Below are 19,185 nucleotides of genomic sequence, written 5' to 3' on the forward strand. Positions count from 1 at the left end.
GTTATGCACCTTGTTGCCCTTTGTTTTTAAAGAAGAAACGTTTGAAAGGACGCCATTTACGCAATCTATCCATATAAAGATAAATTACGGGCGTTGTATATAAAGTTAATGCTTGGCTCATGACCAATCCGCCTACAATGGCAATCCCAAGAGGACGACGAAGCTCATTGGCATATCCGCTGGCAATGATTAAAGGAACGCTGCCAAAAGCTGCGGCGATAGTGGTCATCATGATTGGACGAAAGCGTAATTTACAAGCCAGTATGATGGCGTCTTTTGCAGCCATATTATCCATTTTTTCTGCATTAATTGCAAAATCAACCAACAAAATCGCATTTTTTTTAACAATACCGATTAATAGGATAATGCCAATTAATGCGATAATCGTGAATTCTTGCCCAAAAAGATCCAAAGCTAATAATGCCCCAACCCCTGCAGAAGGGAGGGTTGATAAAATCGTGATAGGGTGAATATAACTTTCGTACAAGATTCCTAGTGTCACATAAACAGCAAAAATTGCAGCAAATATCAGAACAAGACCACTGCTGCTATTTTGTTGATATTGTGCGGCATTCCCTGAAAAACTGCCAGAGATATTTTTGGGAAGATGAATATTAACAGTCTCTGATTTAATGAGTTGAATGGCGTCGCTCAGCGACTTTCCTTTAGCAAGGTTAAATGAAAGTGTTGCTGATACAAATAACCCTTCATGGTTGACGCTCAAGGAGGTTAATGCAGGTTTTTTGTGGCTGACAATAGACAAAGGAACCATCGTCTGGCTAGAGGTCGAAACAGCAGAACCATTAGAAGCGCCATTTCCCCCCGCTAATTGGTTTGCGATTTGGTTCTTGAAATTTTGTTGGTTAATTTTAGCTTCTTCGCTTAGATTAGTATTTGCTGAAACACGTATTGTGTTCGACGTCGCGCCACCGCCAGCAGTACCACCAGAAACGCTGACCCACGTACGGGCTAACACAGTTGAATTTTCTGCAAATTTAGGATCAACTTCCATTATAACACGATATTGGTTCAAAGGATTATAGATGACTGAAGCAGCTCTTTGACCAAAAGCATCATAAAGTGTGTTGGATATTAATTGAGGTGTAATTTGAAAACGTGGTGCTGTATCTCTGAGAATATCGACATCAATGGCTTCGCCACCTTGCTGCACGTCCGAGGAAACATCTTTGACAATATCTGAATGTTTTTGTAATGCGCTAACCAGTTTTGGCATCCAATCATATAAATCTTTCGAAGAGTCACTTTGTAATGTGTATTGGTATTCTGCATTACTAGAGCGCCCACCAGCATGAATTAATCCTGGGATGGTAATGTAAAATTTAGCACCAACTAAATTATTTAATTTCTTAGAGAGGCGAGCAACCGTTTCTTGGACAGTGCCAGTTCGTTTGTCTTTATCCGTAAGTTGGATAAAGACATTCCCTTGGTTAACTGCTCTACCACCTGTAAAGGCAGAAATGGATTGAACATCTTTGTCTCGAACAATGATATTTTGAACCTCAATAATCTTTTTTCTCATATTTTGAAAAGAGATTGATTGGTCTCCTTGCAAATGACAAATTAAGATTCCTGTATCTTGCTCTGGAAAGAAACCTTTTGGCATGGTGATAAACAAGAACATCATTAAGATGATGGTAGCTGGGAGAGAAAGCACAACCAAGATAGGATGCTGTAATGCGACTTTTAAGGTGTCTTGATAAAAATCACCAAGAGCATTTATAAATTTTTCGCAGTTTTGACAGAGTTTCTCTTTGAATGTCAGTTTTCTTGTTGGGTCTTTGGGAGCAGGTCTGGTGAGCATATAGGCACACATCATTGGCGTTAATGTCAACGACAAGAACATCGAAGCAAGTAACGCAATCGCTAGCGTCATTGCAAATTCATGAAACAACTTGCCGACGATACCACCCATAAAAAGAATAGGGACGAAAACAGCAATCAGTGAAACTGTGATTGAAATAATGGTAAACGAGACTTCTTTAGCACCATATAAAGCCGCTCTGATTGGCGAAAGACCTTTCTCAATATGACGATTAATGTTTTCAAGCACGACAATGGCATCATCCACGACAAACCCTGTTGAGATAGTGAGTGCCATGAGAGAGAAATTATTTAAAGAATAACCTAATAAATGCATCATCCCGAATGTTGCAATAATTGATGTTGGTACAACAATTGCTGGGATAAGCAGAGACCGTAAATCTTGCAAAAAGAATAAGACAACCACCACCACCAAAACAACCGATAGAACAAGGGTCATTTGTGTATCTGCAAGGGATGCACGAATGGTTACCGAACGATCAATCGCAACTTCAATGCTGGTATCAGAGGGTAAAGCTGCTTGCAACTGTGGTAATGTTGCGTTAATTGCATCGGTAGTTTCAATGATATTCGCACCTGCTTGGGGGAAGACGACGGCAATAATTGAAGGATCATTATTATAAAATCCTGCATTATGAATATCTTCGACACTATCTTTGATATCAGCGACGTTTTTAAGCATGACAGGGGCATTATTTCGATATGCAATGACGATGCTTTTATAATCTTCTGCCTTTGGTGCTTGATCGTTTGTCGCTATTTCATACCGCTTATCGCCTTCATCGATGAATCCTTTGGGGGTGTGGGCATTGGTGGAGGCAAGAGCAGCTCTGACATCTTCAAAACCAATGCCATATTTAAAGAGAGGAAACGGATTTAAATCAATACGAACAGCGGGGAGAGAGCTGCCTCCAATTTCAACTTGTCCAACCCCTTCGATCGCTGATATTTGTTGTTGTAAAACATTGGTTGTATAATCGTATAATTGTGCCAGTGTTTTCGTTTTCGATGTGATAGCAATGATCATAATCGGTGCAGCAGCAGGATTCATCTTAAAATAAGAGGGATTAGAGCGCATCGATGTCGGCAAATCAGCTCGTGCAGCTTGTAGCGCCGCTTGCACGTCACGGGCAGCACTGTTGACATCGCGGGATAAGTCAAACTGCATAATGATTCTGACCTGCCCTTGAGTGGACTGAGATGTCATTTCATTCGTGCCAGGGATTTGTCCTAATCTTTTTTCAAGAGGGGCTGCAACAGAGGTGGCAATTTCCTCTGGTGTTCCTCCAGCTTGTTGTGCCCTTATCATAATCACAGGCATATCAACATTTGGTAAATCTGCAATGGGTAGTAGTCTATATCCTAAAATACCGCTTAGAATCAAAGCGATTGTTAAGAGAATAGTTCCAATCGGGCGTTTAATAAAAAGCTTGGAGATATTCATTGCCCAGCTTTCTTTGCCATCGTGAGGTTACGCAACCATGTGCTGAATCTGGCCATATATAAATAGACAACAGGGATAGTAAATAACGTCAATAGTTGGCTGGCAACCAACCCCCAAAAGATACAAATCCCCAGTGGGTGGCGTAATTCTGATCCTGTACCTGTTCCCAACATCATAGGAATAGCAGCAAACATTGCGGCTAATGTGGTCATCAAAATCGGACGGAACCGAAGGAGAGCGGCTTGATGAATAGCTTCTAAAGGTGGTTTCTTTTCAACTCTTTCTGCTTCTAGGGCAAAATCAATCATCATAATGGCGTTCTTTTTTACAATGCCAATTAAGAGAACAATACCAATAATCCCCATAATATCTAGGTTACTGCCATCAATCCACAGTGCGAATAATGCTCCGATTGCAGCAGAGGGCAGGGTTGATAAAATAGTGACGGGATGAATAAAACTTTCATATAAAATCCCCAACACAATATAGACAGCGACAACAGCGGCAATAATTAAGAATAGCTCGTTACTGAGGCTTTTTTCAAAGGCAGAAGCGACCCCTTGGAAATTAATCATGAAACTTTTAGGCAGGTTGAGCTCTTTTTCAGCTTGTGTAATGGCCTGGGTCGCATCTCCCAAAGAGGCACCTTTGGCAACGTTAAAAGAAATTGTTGTGGCAGGGAATTGCTTGTAGTGTGTGATTAGTAAAGGTGCTGTTGAGTATTTAACGGTTGTAACTCCCAGTAATGGCACTAAACCAGCGGTTGGATTACGCGTTGGGCCACTGGTTGATGAAGTGCTGCCACTGATGCCAGGAAGATAAAGTTGGCTTAGTGATTTAATTTGTTTTTGGAATTTCGGTTCGGATTCAAGAATAATTCTATATTGATTGGATTGTGTATAGATTGTTGAAACTTGACGTTGTCCAAAAGAATCATACAGAACATTATCAATGGTTTGAGGGGTAATAGAGTATCTGGCTCCAGTTGTGCGATCTAAGATAATGTTGGCAACAGGCCCTTCAGCTTGTAGATCAGAGGTTACATCGGTCAGAATTGGGTTTTGCTTTAATTGTTCTATTAATCGTGGCACCCAGATTTGGAATTGGTCATAATCTGGATTTTCTAACAAGAATTGATATTGTGTCGCACTAAATGACGTTTCTAGTGAAAGATCTTGTACGGCTTGTAAGTAAAGCTGGGTTCCAATGACTTTATGGGCGGCAAGGCTTATTCTTTTAGCGATTTCTTGTGCTGTGGCTGAACGTTGACTGCGTTCTTTCAGGTTAATTAAAAACCGGCCTTGATTAACCGTCATATTTTGACCATCAATCCCAATAAATGAAGATAGGCTGACGACGTCAGGGTCTTTTAAAATGACATCTGCAAGTTCTTGTTGTTTTTTAGAAACAACTTGTAAAGAAGATGTTTGCGACATCACAGACATGCCTTGCAAGATGCCATTATCTTGCGTTGGAAAAAAGCCTTTTGGTATATAATAAGCAAGCACGATCGTTAGGACTAGGGTAAAAATCGTCATAAAGAAAGTGGCAGGTTGATGTCTAAAAACGAATTGCAACCCTTTGTCATAGAGCTTAATAATTCCATGAATAAGTCGATCAAAAAAATGCTCTTTTGGTGACTCTTTTTGTTCTTGCAACATGCGTGCGCATAGCATCGGAACCAATGTCAACGAAACAATTGCTGAGATAATAATGGTCACGGATAAAGTGACAGCAAATTCATAGAATAATCGCCCAATCACATCACCCATAAAAAGCAAAGGAATTAAAACAGCGATTAATGAAATGGTTAATGAAATAATGGTAAAGCCAATTTCTGCTGAGCCTTTGAGGGCTGCGGTCATGCGATCTTCACCCATTTCAATGTAACGGCTGATATTTTCAATCATCACAATCGCATCATCAACGACGAACCCCGTCGCAATCGTTAATGCCATCAAGGATAAATTATCTAAAGAAAATCCAAGCAAATACATAATGGCAGCGGAGCCAACGATGGATAAGGGAACAGACAGGCTGGGAATAATAGTTGCGGAAATATTTTTTAAGAATATAAAGATTACGCCGATAACGAGCAGAATTGCAAGGAAAAGCTCTAATTTAACATCATGAACTGATGCACGAATAGTAATCGTACGATCGGTCAAAGGCGTTAAAGTAATCCCAGAGGGTAGGGTGCTTTCTATTTGGGGAAGAATTCTTTTGATATTATCAACAACGTCAATCACATTTGCACTGGGCTGGCGTTGAACATTTAAAATAAGAGCTGGTGTTTTATTTGCCCATGCTTGTAATTGTGTGTTCTCTGGCCCTTGGACGACGGTGGCAACATCGCGTAATCGAACAGGCCCCCCATTATTATAAGCAATAATTTGGTTTAAAAGTTGTTCGGGACTTTGTATTTGCCCATTGACTTGCAAAGTAATAGAACGTTGTGGTCCATCGAAATTTCCTGTTGGTGAGTTAACGTTCACATTGCCGATGGTTGTACGAACACTGTCTAAATCAATTCCGTAAGAAGTCAATTTTGGAATATTCATCTGAACGCGAATGGCTTTGCGTTGTCCCCCTGATAAGGTGACTAATCCTACACCTGAGATTTGACTGATTTTTGCTGCTAGTCTGCTATTGACGTAATCTTCTACTTCTGTCAGAGGGAGAGTAGAAGACGTAATGCCCAACGTAAAAATAGGGGTATCGGCAGGGTTTACTTTTGCATAAATCGGTGGGGTTGGCAGATCACTTGGTAGCAAAGAATTGGCTTGGTTGATTCCTTCTTGTACTTCTTGAGCCGCAACGTCCATAGACATGGTCAGGCTAAATCGTAAGGTAATGACCGATGCTCCACCCGAGGATTGAGATGTCATTTCATCCAGTCCAGGAATTTTACCCAATTGTGTTTCCAAAGGTGCTGTGACAGAGGTCATCATGACTTCTGAGCTGGCACCAGGATAAAAAGTACTGACGGTAATGGTTGGATAGTCAACTTGAGGTAAAGCAGAGAGCGGTAAGAAGCGATAGCCTAATATTCCGCAAATTAGAATAGCAAGCATGAGCAAGGTTGTTGCTACAGGACGCAGAATAAATAGACGCGAGGGATTCATTAGATCGTATCCAAAATTAAATGGTCGTTAAAGATTATTGTGGATTATTAGGGATAGTAACTTTGGCACCATTACGCAGCTGATCTATACCATCGGTTACAACTTTGTCATTTAGCTTTAATCCTGATTCAATGATGGTATTTTCCCCGTCATTATATCCTGTTTTAATATTTTGGAGTTTAACGGTGGAATTATCTTGCACAATATAAACAAACGAACCATCAGGTCCTGTTTGAATGGCATTATTGGGCACTGTAATCACGTCATGCAAATTTTTGACCAAAATATGTGCATTGACGAACTGATTTGGAAAAAGCTCCCAGTTTGCATTTGGGAAAATAGCACGCATCCTTACTGTCCCCGTTGAGGTATCAATTTGGCTATCGATAACGCTGGTTTTCCCGTCGGCTAGTTTTTCCGTATTATCACTATTCCAAGCTTCTACTGAAAGTTCCGATTTTTGTTTAAGGGCTTCTAACACCATACTCAGCTTATTTTCTGGAACGGTTAAAATCACTGAAATTGGGGTCATTTGTGTTAAAATAGCAATTCCATTGCTTTGCCCTTCGGTCACATAGTTCCCGGCATCGACTTGTCTGATCCCAATGCGTCCATCCACAGATGCACGAATATGCGAGTACATGATATTCAGTTCTTGTTGTTTGATTAAAGCTTGGTCTGCTTTAATTTGCCCTTCCAGTTGAGCCACCTTATATTGTTGGTCTTGAGCTGTCATAGGGGCGATACTATTTTGTTTTAATAATTGCTGATAACGCGCATTATCTAGTTTTGCTTGTTTTAAGGACGCTTCATCAGATTTTAATGTTCCTTCATATTGTGATTTGAGCGCTTCGTAAGGACGTGGATCAATTAAAGCTAATAAATCCCCTTTTTTAACCATTTGCCCTTCGGTAAAATAGACTTGTTGTAAATATCCTGAGGTTCTTGCTGGCACAGTAATATTCGCAATAGGAATAACCGTTCCAAGTTCAGTAAATATAATCGGAACATTTTGATGTTTTGCAACTGCAACTGCAACAGGTTTAGGTAAAATTGCCACTTTTTTCTCTGAGGAAGGGAAAAAAGAATTTACAAAACGATATCCTATGACCAAGATAATCATCAGAATGAAAAAAAGGAAAAACCTTTTTATCCATTTATAATTATGAGAAGTGGAAGGATTTTCTGTTGGCTGATTATTTTGAGGTGCAGTGGACGAGGACATTCGTTTTACGATCTTTATGATAGGTTTGATCAAAATAGTTTATATTTAATATATTTATTTAATTTTTATTTGCATAGAAATAATGATAATTTTATGACGTCACTCACAGAAATTGCATTTTTTAACAATAAATGTTTTTAATATACGATTATTACAATGAAATTATTCATATAGTTTTTTATTTTTTGTTGAAATGTAAGGATTTATTTTGGATTAAGTATGGACTTTATAAAATTCTATTGTCATAATTGAGATGTTATAAAAGATTTAATTTTGTTTGGAAGGAAGATAATAAAATGAGTAAAGATCTAAAAGATTCCGTCAAAGATGTAAGCGATAAAGTTGAAGATGCTGTAGATCAAGGCAAAGAACAACTTAAAGATGCAGCAAATAAAGCAAAAGATAACATGCACGATCTTAAAAATGATGCAAAAGACAAATATCACGATGCTAAAAATACCGTTAAGGACGGGCTTCATGATATGAAAAACAAAACTGATGATCATTTTTCTGGCTTTAAAGGCAAAGCTGAAGACTTTGCAGCAAGTGCTGAAGATGAATTTAATCGTTTATATGGTGACGAAGGAAAATTAGAATCCTTGGTTAATTTTGTTCGCGATAGACCGATCCTTTCAATGGGCGTAGCTGGTGTCGTGGCGGTTGTTGTAATGAAATTACTTAAATGTTGCTGTCGCAAGAAATGCTAATTTTGTTATTTATATAAAATAATTATAAAAGCTGTTTTTTCTATTAAAAAAAGAAAAAACAGCTTTTTTTTTAAATTTGACATTTTCCCTCTATTCTTTTGCGACTCGTTGAGTATATTATGGTTTCGTGAAAAAACCGATATAGAGTACTTAGATATAAATGCAATATGCCATAGAAATAGCAGGGGTCGATGAAGTGGGAGTGGGATGTATTGCTGGGCCAGTTGTGGCTGCAGCGGTGATGTTCCGAGGGTTTTTACCACAAGACTTGCGACATAATTTAGATGATTCAAAAAGAGTAAAACCTGCCCTAAGAGAGCAAATTTTTGCACGGCTTATGGATTTACCCCAAACGTATATTGGTATTGCTGCTGCTTCAGTTGCTGAGATTTTGGTTTTGAATATTAAAAAAGCAGCAGCTTTGGCTATGAAAAGGGCAGTTCAAAAGTTGCGCGTTTTACCTAAGCTTGTATTGGTTGATGGAAATTCGCCTCCAGATTTTGAATGTATGGCACAACCAATTATCAAAGGAGATGGGCTTTCGTTTTCAATTGCAGCGGCATCTATTATTGCAAAAGTTATTAGAGATCGCTTAATGGCTCGTTTAGCAAAAAAATGGCCAGCTTATGGATGGAACAAAAATGTTGGTTATCCAACGGTTTTTCATCGTCGTGCATTGGAAGAAAATGGTTGCTCTCCGCATCATCGGCAGGGGTTTGTCACGATTAAACAACTTTCTTTTAAAATGAATTTGCAAACTAATGAGGCGGCATTCGTGTCGGAAAAACTATGAGCGGTGCTGTCATGTTGGATCTTCCTTTGGATCAAGTGGTAAAGGGAGAATGTATTCAGGTTATGAAAAATCTACCATCGGCATCAATTGATTGTGTTTTTGCTGATCCTCCTTACAATTTGCAATTACAAGGAGAGTTGCGTCGTCCTGATGATACTTTAGTTGATGGGGTTACCGAAGAGTGGGATAAATTTCAAAGTTTTGCTGCTTACGACCAGTTTTGTCGAAATTGGCTAAAAGAATGTCATCGGTTGTTACGAAAAGACGGCACAATTTGGGTTATTGGTTCTTACCATAATATTTTTCGTATTGGTACAATCCTACAAGATCTTGGCTTTTGGATACTTAATGATATTATTTGGCGTAAATCAAACCCAATGCCAAATTTCAAAGGACGACGTTTTACGAATGCGCACGAAACGTTGATTTGGGCTGCTAAAGGGGCAGATAGTAAATATCGATTTAATTATCAAGCGATGAAAACATTGAATGATGATATTCAGATGCGTTCAGATTGGTTTTTACCGCTATGTACAGGGAATGAGCGGTTACGCAATGATCATGGGTTAAAATTACATCCAACACAAAAACCTGAAAGTTTACTTTATCGAGTTCTGTTGTCATCAACAAATATTGATGATGTTGTACTTGATCCTTTTGCAGGAACGGGAACCACGTTGGCCGTTGCCAAGCGCTTGCAGCGTCGTTTTATAGGGATTGAACGTCATCCTGATTACTTAAAAGCAGCCAAAGCACGGGTTGAAACAGAAACACCGCTGCCAGTCAAAGATATTAAGATTTCACCAGCAAAGCGTGAAATTCCAAGAGTGCCCTTTGGGAATCTGATTGAACAAGGCTTTATTCAACCTGGTACTGTATTAATGGACCGTCAACGCCGCGTTTTTGCAACGGTGACCTCTGATAGTACAATTGTCAGTGGTAATCAAAGAGGGTCTATTCATAAGATAGGCGCTGTTGTAACCAATGCGCCTTCTTGTAATGGGTGGACATTTTGGCATTTTGAAAAAGACGGTGCGTTACATGCATTGGATGTTTTACGCACTGAATATAATCAAACCATGGGACAAAAATAGTAAGTCTTCACAAATATTATCTATTTTGGAACCCTAAGAAGCCGATTTCAGGTTTAGGGGTTCCACTATTTTGTTCACTATAAGCAGAACCATTAGAAGCATTTATTGTTCCACGTTTGTTTTTACCTTTGACAGACATACGTGCTTTACCATCTTTAACAGTCACGCTAGATGCTTCCGTAGATACGCTAGTAAGCTGTTGTGGAGAGTTGTTATAACCCCGCATTGACAATAATAGGAATGTAATACGGTCTCTATTGAGGTCTACAGACATTTCCAAAGGCGTTTGTCCTAAAATATTAGCAGCATGCATATCAGCCCCACGGCTTAATGCTTCTTGGGCTTGGCGTAAATTGCCAGTATTGATTGCATCGAACAATAATTGGGTTGGATTTTTATCTTTCTCTCCAGGATTTGCATTATCATCTTGATCGTCATCATCAGATGCCTGTGGCTGTGGGTGTTTTGGCTGATGTTGAGTATTTTTTTGTGAATGTGGATGTCCTGTGACTGTTTGTGCATGGGCAGAAACAGATGAAAGAAGCATCACCATATAGGCAGAGCCTAGCAATGAAGAAAAGAAAGGCAATAAACGAGCTTGAGAGTTCATGATGCTATTTTCCGTCGCATTAAAATCGATCCTAGACATTAAGTTTTTCTGTGTATCAAATCAAGTCTTAATATAGTGGTTTGTTTAAGAGAAACTTTCTCTGTACCATGCCATAAAAATGCTTCCTAATCCAACAATTAAGGCCAACCATGGGGATAGAACAGGATGAATAGATTGCTTTGTTGTTGTATAAGTAACATGTTCAGGAAATTCCATAGTGCTAGAGCTGTTTACACTAGGGTTGTTTTTTACAATTTTCATTTCAGGAATTGTCAGGCGGTTGGAATTATCTCCTAACCAATAAACATGCCCATGTTTTTGTAGAAAAGGTAAAAGTTTTTGCTGTGTCACAGCAAGATCAGTCATTTCTATTGGATCAGAGTTTTGAGGTGCTGCATAGGCTGTTAAATCACCATTGGTAATTTTCCATAGACCATCTTCTTTAGCTGGAATAGTTGCGGTGGTCTCACCATTTTTTAGAGCGGTAAAATGGAGAGGCTGTACTGAACCTGAGGGAGAGGTAACTGTAAATTCTTGGTTTTGGTCACTATTTTTTAAAGTATGCCACTCAACGGTCAATTGTTGATTTTTGATAAAAGCAGAGAGCTGCTCTTCTTCAAGTTCAGGTTCTTTCATTAACCAATGGGAAAGACGGCGAAGTAACTCTGCTTGAGGGCCTTGTTCATGAATGCCTTTTGACCACAGCCAGATTTGATCAGAAAGCAGTAAAGCAACACGTCCTTTATCAACACGATTTAAAATCAATAACGGGGATTGATCCGGGGCTTGCATAAGAACTTGCCCTTCCGTGTGATCGGCTTTCAGATAGCGATACCATGATCCCCATGTTGTATTTTCTTTATTTAGCCCTTTTGTAACAGGATGTTTTTGCCCCATTTCTGTCAATGCAGGTTTGAATTGTTGTTCAATAATACTATTTGGTGAAGATACAGTACCAGGTAATACAGAACGTAGCGGTGAATTTTGTAATGAGAATTGTTGCGCGAACTCAGGGCCTGCGATCAATAATAACCCTCCACCGTTTTTCACATAATTTGCAATGCTGGCGATATAATAAGAGGGTAATGTGTATTTATTTTCAAAACTATCCAAAATGATTAAATCAAACTGGTTAATTTTCTGCATGAACAATTCATTAATTGGGAAAGGAATTAGAGCCAACTCAGAATCAGGGATATTCTCATTCTGTTCTGCTGAACGTAAAATCGTAAAATGAACAAGGTCAACAGAAGGATCGGATTTTAATAGACTGCGCCACGCACGCTCTCCTTGATTGGGCGCGCTGGAAACCAATAACACTCTTAATTTATCTCGGATACCATTAATATATAAAGTTTGGTGATTATTAAGGGCTGAAATCTCGTTTTTTAAAGGCGACACAGATAAGCTAATCAAATTTTTACCTGTATGGGTTACGGGTATCGTGATATTTTGAGGTTTCCCCACAGGAATTTGTATATTTATAGGCTGCTTATCTTCCTGTATGATTGTGAGAGTTGCTACTTTATTCTCTTCGCGTTGATCTCCCGTATCATTAATTTGAACTTGGATGGTCGCTTCCTTACCGACGATCGTATAAGCAGGGGCGTGAATGATTTTCAAAGAACGATCTGTTTGTTCCTTGGATGCTGGCAATAACGCATAAATAGGAATGTTTTTTTTATTTGGTAATGTAAGATATTTTGGAAATTCTTTTGGCACATCATGAATTTGACCATCTGTAATTAAAATAACACCACCCAATTGAGATGTTGGGATCTCATTGGTTGCTTTTTGAATCTCTTGAAAGATTTGTGTTCCTTGTTGGTATCCATTTTTGACATTGATAATTTTAATGCGTGCATTTGTAGGCACTTTATTTTGGAGTTGTTGTAAAGCTTTATTCGCAATCTGTTCACGATTGCCAATCATCATAGAACTGGATTGATCCATAACGATTAAAATTGTTTCAGGTAGAATTTGTTGATGGTTTTTAAGAACCATCGGTCCTGACAACCAGATGAGCAAGATAGAGAATGCAATAAAACGCCAGATAAGACCCTTATAGGATTTGTTCAATAGACTGAATAATAAAACTAATAAACATATAACAGTAAGAACAATAATCCCCCAAAAGGGTAACAACGGATCAAAGTGCAGGTTCAATGAAGAAAATGGTTGAGGCATTATTATTGTTTCCCTAATTGCTTAAGCAAGGCAGAAACATGAACCTGATCTGCTTTATAACTGCCTGTTAATGCGTACATGACCAAGTTTAGTCCAAATCGATAGCTGAGGTTACGTTGTTGTTCTGTATTTGGAAAAATTGGATAGGTCGGATTACCATCTTCTGTCGTTGCCCAAGCATGCGCCCAGTCATTTTCACCAATAATCACAGAGCTGACCCCATCATTAACCAAAGGATTACTTTTGGCAATCCATACAGGCATGGCATTATATCGTCCAGGAAAAGAGTGTAAGATATAAAAGGTTCTGCTCAATAAATCTTTGTCAGATAAGGTTGATAGAGCAGGAATTTTGAGTCCTTCTGTTGCAACTTTCAATGCTTGTGATGTGCCAGAGGCTTCACCAGCAAACTGATCAGGATGAACAGCTTCTATGGTAGAAGACGAGTCATGTCCTTGTGTATCTAAAACCAAAAAGCCTCCATGGGCAAGATAGTCGTTTAATACATCAACACGTTTTGGATTGGGTTGTAAATCTGCGGTAATTGGCCAATAAAGAATAGGATAAAAAGAAAGATTATCTTTGGTCGGATCAACAGCTTCAGGCGATGCCAGTTGTAGAGATGTTCTATCAGAAATAAATTTCGATAATCCCTCTAATCCTTGTTTAGATGCTAGGTTAACCGCTGGATCAGTTGTTAAAATATATCCTAATCTGGTTTGTAATGCAGCTTTGGGCACAGAAGGGGCATCTGTTGATTGAGCAAATCCATTTGTGCTGAGGCAACATAAGGCTAAGATGAGAATTGTACTAGATGCTTTCGTTTTTCTGAGATATCCTCTTAAAAATAGACTTGCTAATATATCTAATAAGATCAGGCAAATACTAATTATGATAAAAATGCTGCCTAATGTGTAAGAAAGGGAGACGCTACCTAAGGTAATTAATTTACCAATGGGTTGAGAAGCTTTTAAAGCTGGCACATGGTTGCCTAAATTGATAGCAAGCGAGGTTCCTGTATTTCCATATAATCCAGGTGGATGTTCAGGGGAGATGGTGAGTTTTTGTGATGTCTCAAAAGAGATCGGTTTTGCATAAGGGGACGGAGCTTCTAAACTACCCTGACCATTCAAGGTTAAAATAGGATTTAAAATTTCTCCTGCTTGTGTGGATTGCACACCAAAGGAAATTTGTATCAACCGATTGAGCATATCTTCAAACAAACTGGATAAAGGCAAAGAGGACCAATCTGGAGTACTATTAGTATGGAATAAAATAACTTGCCCTTTGCCAGCAGAGCGATGGGTAACTAATGGTGTGCCATCTTCTAATTTTGCCCAGATATATTTATCATTATCAAGAGTAGGTTTGACTAGGACTTGTTTGCTAATCGTGACATCTCTGGGGATTGTTAATCCATTAAATGGAGATTCTTGAGGAAATGGTGCGATTTTTTGTGGCTTTTCCCACGTCATTGCGCCGCCCAATTCTCTGGTGCCTTGCAATAAGGGAAGGGGAATTAATGGAGTTTCTTGTTGATTTAACGCGCTGCCAGCGACTAAATCACCAGAAAAACGGATCAGCACTCCTCCCTTTTTTACCCATTCTTGTAGTTCTTTTTCTGATTTTGGATCGGAAAATAACGTATCAGGTGCAATGATAACCGATAAAGGTTGAGATAAAAGTTCTTGTATGGAACCTTCTTTAATATCTCCCAAAGGTGCTAATGCTTTTTTCAAATAATATAGAGAACCAGTAAAAGGCGTATTACTATTATTTGACGCAGAAATAAAGCCAATAATATGTTTGCGATTATTTTCATCTAGAAGGTAAATACTACCCGCACTGGGATTATTGGCGACTTGTAAATAATCTATTTTATTACGTGCTTCTAAAGGTAATGTCAGTTCTATATCGCTTTTTGTTGTATTTGCAGCAATAGATTTTTTAATAGAAGAAATTAAAACACCTTGCTGTGTATAAGCCTGCAACGTTAATATTTGTTCCGTAGAGCGAGGTAACAGCTCGACAGATTGAGTTAACCCATTTTGTGTTGGTGTATTTTTCGTAAGTAAAAGCGTTGATAAGGCAGCATCTTGAGGGCGGATTTCATATAAATTGGTGCTTTGTGTAAGCTTGTCTCGAAAAGATGTATCTTTTTGATGCTCGATCCTATCAGAAAGATAATATATCACTTTGTAATGTGGTGCTTTATTAAGCGTTTCAGTTGCTTTTTGATGATTAACAGACCAAGGCATTGGGTGTAATGCATTGAATTGAACAGAGGCAGAGCTATTTGAAGAGAGTGATACAATCTTTAAACCGTTATTTTGTTCATCAGGTGCGGTTAATAATAAATGAACAGGTGTGCTTTCTTGTTGAGCTTGGGTTAAAATCTGTGATGCACCTTCGATAAATTGCGACCATTGAGAGGCTGAAGCCCATCCATTATCGATCACTAATAAAATTGGGTCTTTGGAATGCTGGACGGATAGATTTTTAGAGGGAATAACAGGTCGAGCCAATCCAATAATTAATAAAGCCACCGCCAATAATCGCAACAAAATTAACCACCAAGGGGCATGTACTGCTTCATGTGCTTTGGTTTGCAGTTGATGGAGTAATCGAATAGGAGGAAAGGATTGTTCCCTTGGTCGTGGTGGGGTTGCCCTTAAAAAGAACCAAATTAGAGGGAGCAATAAAAGTGCGAATAGGATATAAGGGGTCAGAAAGATCATGTTAATCTTGAATTGCTTTTATTTGATAGAATATTCCACGCTTGCAGCAAAATCTGTGCAGCATTACGATCAGAGAAATCACAAAGCATAGGAATCCCTACATTTTGGCTGAGGCGCTTCAGTTTATGTTGATGGTCTGTCCATAACTCTTTGTAGTTAGCAGAAGATTGTTTGTTATTGGATAAAATCAAACCTTCTTCGCCTTCAAGCCCAGTAAATTGGATACGTCCTTTAAAAGGAAGCTCTTTTTCTGCTGGATCTGTAACTTGTATTAACAAGATGTTACTGGGGCGTTGCGCCATTTGTTTTAAGAACTCAGCCAATTTTTCATAAGGATATAAAAAATCACTGATTAAAACCGTCCAAGCATGCGGAGAAACATATTCAGGCATAGGAAATGGATTAGCAGAGCTGGCTTCAGATTGTGTTAATTGTTCAGCTAACGGATAAAGTTGGTGGGTGCCGCGAAAGCTATTGATCTGTTGGTTAGGAAGCAGTAATTTCACACGCTCCCCGCCACTTAAGAGTAACGAGCTGAGTGTTAATCCCAGCAAGAAAGCTCTGTTTTGTTTGGTAGGTAAATCGGGTCGAGAATGCCATTGCATTGATCCAGAAACATCGCACCATAAATATAAAGTCTGTGTATTTTCTTCTTCTGTCTCTTTGACGTAAGCTTTGTTGCTTTGTGCGGATTTGCGCCAATCAATTGTTTGGATAGATTCGCCAGGTAAGGCATGGCGATATTGCCAAAATTGACTGCCTTGTCCTGAGCGTTTGCATCCGTGGCTCCCTGCTAAGACTGTTCTGGCAATTCTATGTGACGCCAGTAACAAATCAGGTAAACTTTGGGCGAGATGTTCGGATGACGGGACAATAGAGTTTAATGAAGTAGTATGATCGGGTCTCGATGATGCAGAAGTCGATGATCCTTGTGAATTTTTATGAAGTGTTTTTTGTAAAAATTGTGACCACCAAGAATCTTTGACCATGATTAGATTGCTTTGTTGAGGAGGTTTTTAAGGATATCATCAAGTTGTATATTTTCTGCTCTAGCCGTAAAAGTAAGCGCAATACGATGTCTTAAAACAGCAGGTGCCAAGGCAATCAGATCTTCTTGATTAGGTGCCAACCGCCCATTTAATAAAGCTCTTGCACGTACCAACAGCATTAATGCCTGTGCGGCTCTGGAACCTGGTCCCCATGCGATATTTTGTTGAATAAATGGATCTTCACTGGTCTCTGGACGAGCATTGCGTACGAGACGTAAAATACTATCGACTAGATTTTCTCCAATCGGTAAACGTCTGACCAAAGATTGTGCTTTGACAAGTGTATCAGAGGTGATGATCTGTTGGGCTTGGGACTCATTTGCACCAGTTGTTGCTAATAACATTGCTTTTTCAGTCGTTTGATCGGGATAGGTAAGGTTTACCTGAACCATAAAACGATCTAATTGTGCTTCGGGTAAAGGATAAGTCCCCTCTTGTTCAATAGGGTTCTGAGTTGCCAAAACATGAAAAGGTGCAGGCAGAGGATAGTCTTTTCCAGCAATAGAAATATATTTTTCTTGCATCGCTTGTAGTAATGCGGATTGTGTTCTGGGGCTGGCACGGTTAATTTCATCTGCCATTAATAACTGACAAAAAGCAGGGCCTGGAATAAAACGAAAACTTCGTTTCCCCTGAGCATCTTCGTCTAAAATCTCGCTTCCTGTAATATCAGCAGGCATGAGATCAGGGGTAAATTGAACCCGTTTTGCTGATAATCCCATGACTGTCGCCAAGGTGCTGACCAATTTGGTTTTTCCAAGCCCTGGGGCACCAACCAACAAAGCGTGTCCTCCACTAAGGATGCTGGCAATAATTTGCTTTATTTCTTCTTGTTGCCCATAAATGATGCGGCTAGTTTCAGTGATGGCATTTGTTAAATGAGTGCTAATCATATCAGCAAGTTGCGTATCATCAAGTTGAGGATCAATAGGCATTTTTTCTAAAGAGGTCATGTGCATCATACGGAGTTAAGATTAAAATAAATAGCGAATAAGAAAGTTGCATTTTGCAGTATAAAATATACTAGGAGTATACTGCAAGTTTTGTAAAATATTTTAAAGCAATTTATAAATAAAAAAACGTTTATTAACTATATTTCAAATAAGGAAAATGATTTAATTATGTCTATCTTAGAAAAATTATCCTGTCTGAATGAGGTTAATCTCATATGGAATTCTTTACCACAAGCGCGTTTGGTTGGTGGCGCTGTAAGGGATCTATTAGTTGGCAATAATATTGCAGATGTTGATATGGCGACACCAGAGCCTCCCGAACTAATTATGGAGACACTAAAAAATGCAGGCATTCCTGTAATCCCAACAGGATTATCACATGGAACTGTCACAGCAATTATTAATCATCATCCTTATGAAATTACAACGTTGCGAAAAGATGTTGTCACCGATGGTCGTCATGCTCAAGTGGTATGGACGGATAGTTGGGAAGAAGATGCTGCACGTCGGGACTTTACCATTAATGCCATGTTTTGTGATCGAGAAGGTAAGATTTGGGATTTTTATAATGGGAAACAAGATTTACTTTCTGGAAAAATACGGTTTGTAGGGAACGCAAAGGAACGTATCGAGGAGGATGTCCTGCGTTCGTTACGTTTCTTTCGGTTTTACGCCCGTTACGGCAAACAAATATTAGATGAAGATGCTGTTACTGCGATTCAACAGACGACACATTTATTAAAAAATCTTTCGGCAGAACGTGTTTGGTCTGAATTAAAGCGTATTTTAACAGGTCCTATGACAGCTGATATTATGCAAATGATGGATCATTATGACGTTCTGTCAGCGTTATTACCTTTTGGATATGATGTATCATTCTTTACAAAAATGATACAAATGGACGCGCCTAATCATCCAATCTTACGTCTTGCTGGGTTGGTCACGGGTGAGGGTAATGTTATCTCAAAACATTTACGCCTGTCTCGTCAAGAGGAGCAACTCTTACATGCTTTACAAAAAACATGGAATATTCATTCCCAAGATAATGATATTCAATTACGTCAACTACGAGCTTTATTTGATTTAGAGCTGTTAATTTATTGTAGTTGGATGAAACAACTTCGTAACGATCAACCATCATCTGAATGGGATCGATGGAGAGAGAGGCTTGCGGCAATTGAGCAACCTGTTTTTCCAGTCAAAGGCAAGGATTTATTCCAATATAATGTCAAGCCTGGGGTCGAGATGGGGGAAGCTTTGTCACAAATTAAGCAATGGTGGTTGCAACATGGTTGTTATGGGGATCTACAAGATTGTTTAGAGTGGTTTAAAAACAACAAAGAAAAAAGGATTGATATAAATTATTTAATTTTTACTGATAAATGGTTTAAATAGACATCAACAATTTTGTGAACATG

General features: G+C 38.9%; 12 protein-coding genes. 4 read left to right on the forward strand and 8 right to left on the reverse strand.

The window, feature by feature from the left end:
• Position 1: 1 nt before the first annotated feature.
• From PQG54_RS01045 to PQG54_RS01055, 3 genes are read right to left on the reverse strand one after another with little or no spacing between them, the layout of a single operon-like run.
• Positions 2–3,286, reverse strand: a complete 3,285-nt coding sequence (locus PQG54_RS01045) for an efflux RND transporter permease subunit (RefSeq protein WP_271789322.1) — start codon at positions 3,284–3,286, stop codon at positions 2–4.
• The gene (locus PQG54_RS01050) at positions 3,283–6,411 is read right to left on the reverse strand and encodes an efflux RND transporter permease subunit (protein WP_271789321.1); all 3,129 of its coding nucleotides are present in this window, start codon (positions 6,409–6,411) and stop codon (positions 3,283–3,285) included. The genes PQG54_RS01045 and PQG54_RS01050 overlap by 4 nt, the downstream gene beginning before the upstream one ends.
• A 34-nt stretch (positions 6,412–6,445) precedes the next feature.
• Entirely contained in the window at positions 6,446–7,636 is a 1,191-nt protein-coding gene (locus PQG54_RS01055) for an efflux RND transporter periplasmic adaptor subunit (RefSeq protein WP_271789320.1), read from the reverse strand.
• Between the two features lie 296 nt (positions 7,637–7,932).
• Here PQG54_RS01055 and PQG54_RS01060 point away from each other — a divergent pair, with 296 nt between their 5' ends.
• The 3 genes from PQG54_RS01060 to PQG54_RS01070 all read left to right on the forward strand — a co-directional run bounded on the left by PQG54_RS01060 (position 7,933) and on the right by PQG54_RS01070 (position 10,230).
• A complete protein-coding gene (locus PQG54_RS01060; protein ID WP_271789319.1) occupies positions 7,933–8,343 on the forward strand; it encodes a YtxH domain-containing protein in 411 nt (136 codons plus the stop codon).
• A gap of 160 nt (positions 8,344–8,503) precedes the next feature.
• Complete coding sequence (locus PQG54_RS01065; RefSeq protein ID WP_271789318.1) at positions 8,504–9,136, forward strand: ribonuclease HII; 633 nt, start codon at positions 8,504–8,506, stop codon at positions 9,134–9,136.
• Positions 9,133–10,230 (forward strand): site-specific DNA-methyltransferase, encoded by a 1,098-nt coding sequence (locus PQG54_RS01070; protein ID WP_271789317.1) that lies wholly within the window; start codon positions 9,133–9,135, stop codon positions 10,228–10,230. Before PQG54_RS01065 ends, PQG54_RS01070 begins: the two co-directional genes overlap by 4 nt.
• 16 nt (positions 10,231–10,246) lie before the next feature.
• Here PQG54_RS01070 and PQG54_RS01075 read toward each other — a convergent pair whose 3' ends face one another.
• Genes PQG54_RS01075 through PQG54_RS01095 form a run of 5 tightly spaced genes read right to left on the reverse strand, consistent with a single transcriptional unit; the run spans position 10,247 to position 17,767 of the window.
• Entirely contained in the window at positions 10,247–10,879 is a 633-nt protein-coding gene (locus PQG54_RS01075; RefSeq protein WP_271789316.1) for a hypothetical protein, read from the reverse strand.
• A 45-nt stretch (positions 10,880–10,924) separates the two neighbouring features.
• A complete protein-coding gene (locus tag PQG54_RS01080) occupies positions 10,925–13,027 on the reverse strand; it encodes a DUF7408 domain-containing protein (protein ID WP_271789315.1) in 2,103 nt (700 codons plus the stop codon).
• Between the two features lie 2 nt (positions 13,028–13,029).
• Positions 13,030–15,765: a DUF4159 domain-containing protein gene (locus tag PQG54_RS01085; protein WP_271789314.1), complete on the reverse strand. Its 2,736-nt coding sequence runs from the start codon at positions 15,763–15,765 to the stop codon at positions 13,030–13,032.
• Positions 15,762–16,754, reverse strand: coding sequence for a DUF58 domain-containing protein (locus PQG54_RS01090; RefSeq protein WP_271789313.1), 993 nt, complete (start codon positions 16,752–16,754; stop codon positions 15,762–15,764). The genes PQG54_RS01085 and PQG54_RS01090 overlap by 4 nt, the downstream gene beginning before the upstream one ends.
• Positions 16,755–16,756: 2 nt before the next feature.
• Positions 16,757–17,767 carry an AAA family ATPase gene (locus PQG54_RS01095; protein WP_370866883.1) on the reverse strand — a complete coding sequence of 337 codons (1,011 nt, stop codon included), beginning with the start codon at positions 17,765–17,767 and terminating at the stop codon, positions 16,757–16,759.
• A gap of 168 nt (positions 17,768–17,935) precedes the next feature.
• Here PQG54_RS01095 and PQG54_RS01100 point away from each other — a divergent pair, with 168 nt between their 5' ends.
• A complete protein-coding gene (locus PQG54_RS01100; RefSeq protein WP_271789311.1) occupies positions 17,936–19,162 on the forward strand; it encodes a CCA tRNA nucleotidyltransferase in 1,227 nt (408 codons plus the stop codon).
• Positions 19,163–19,185 lie beyond the last annotated feature (23 nt).

It is taken from the genome of Commensalibacter communis (assembly GCF_947179015.1).
GTDB classification, from domain to species: domain Bacteria; phylum Pseudomonadota; class Alphaproteobacteria; order Acetobacterales; family Acetobacteraceae; genus Commensalibacter; species Commensalibacter communis.

Bases quoted from the DNA above. Each gene is read 5' to 3' on its own strand.
- PQG54_RS01100 (WP_271789311.1), top strand. From the start codon at position 17,936: ATGTCTATCTTAGAAAAATTATCCTGTCTGAATGAGGTTAATCTCATA.
- PQG54_RS01065 (WP_271789318.1), top strand. From the start codon at position 8,504: ATGCAATATGCCATAGAAATAGCAGGGGTCGATGAAGTGGGAGTGGGA.
- PQG54_RS01050 (WP_271789321.1), bottom strand. From the start codon at position 6,411: ATGAATCCCTCGCGTCTATTTATTCTGCGTCCTGTAGCAACAACCTTG.
- PQG54_RS01045 (WP_271789322.1), bottom strand. From the start codon at position 3,286: ATGAATATCTCCAAGCTTTTTATTAAACGCCCGATTGGAACTATTCTC.
- PQG54_RS01090 (WP_271789313.1), bottom strand. From the start codon at position 16,754: ATGGTCAAAGATTCTTGGTGGTCACAATTTTTACAAAAAACACTTCAT.
- PQG54_RS01075 (WP_271789316.1), bottom strand. From the start codon at position 10,879: ATGTCTAGGATCGATTTTAATGCGACGGAAAATAGCATCATGAACTCT.
- PQG54_RS01095 (WP_370866883.1), bottom strand. From the start codon at position 17,767: ATGACCTCTTTAGAAAAAATGCCTATTGATCCTCAACTTGATGATACG.
- PQG54_RS01070 (WP_271789317.1), top strand. From the start codon at position 9,133: ATGAGCGGTGCTGTCATGTTGGATCTTCCTTTGGATCAAGTGGTAAAG.
- PQG54_RS01060 (WP_271789319.1), top strand. From the start codon at position 7,933: ATGAGTAAAGATCTAAAAGATTCCGTCAAAGATGTAAGCGATAAAGTT.
- PQG54_RS01085 (WP_271789314.1), bottom strand. From the start codon at position 15,765: ATGATCTTTCTGACCCCTTATATCCTATTCGCACTTTTATTGCTCCCT.
- PQG54_RS01055 (WP_271789320.1), bottom strand. From the start codon at position 7,636: ATGTCCTCGTCCACTGCACCTCAAAATAATCAGCCAACAGAAAATCCT.
- PQG54_RS01080 (WP_271789315.1), bottom strand. From the start codon at position 13,027: ATGCCTCAACCATTTTCTTCATTGAACCTGCACTTTGATCCGTTGTTA.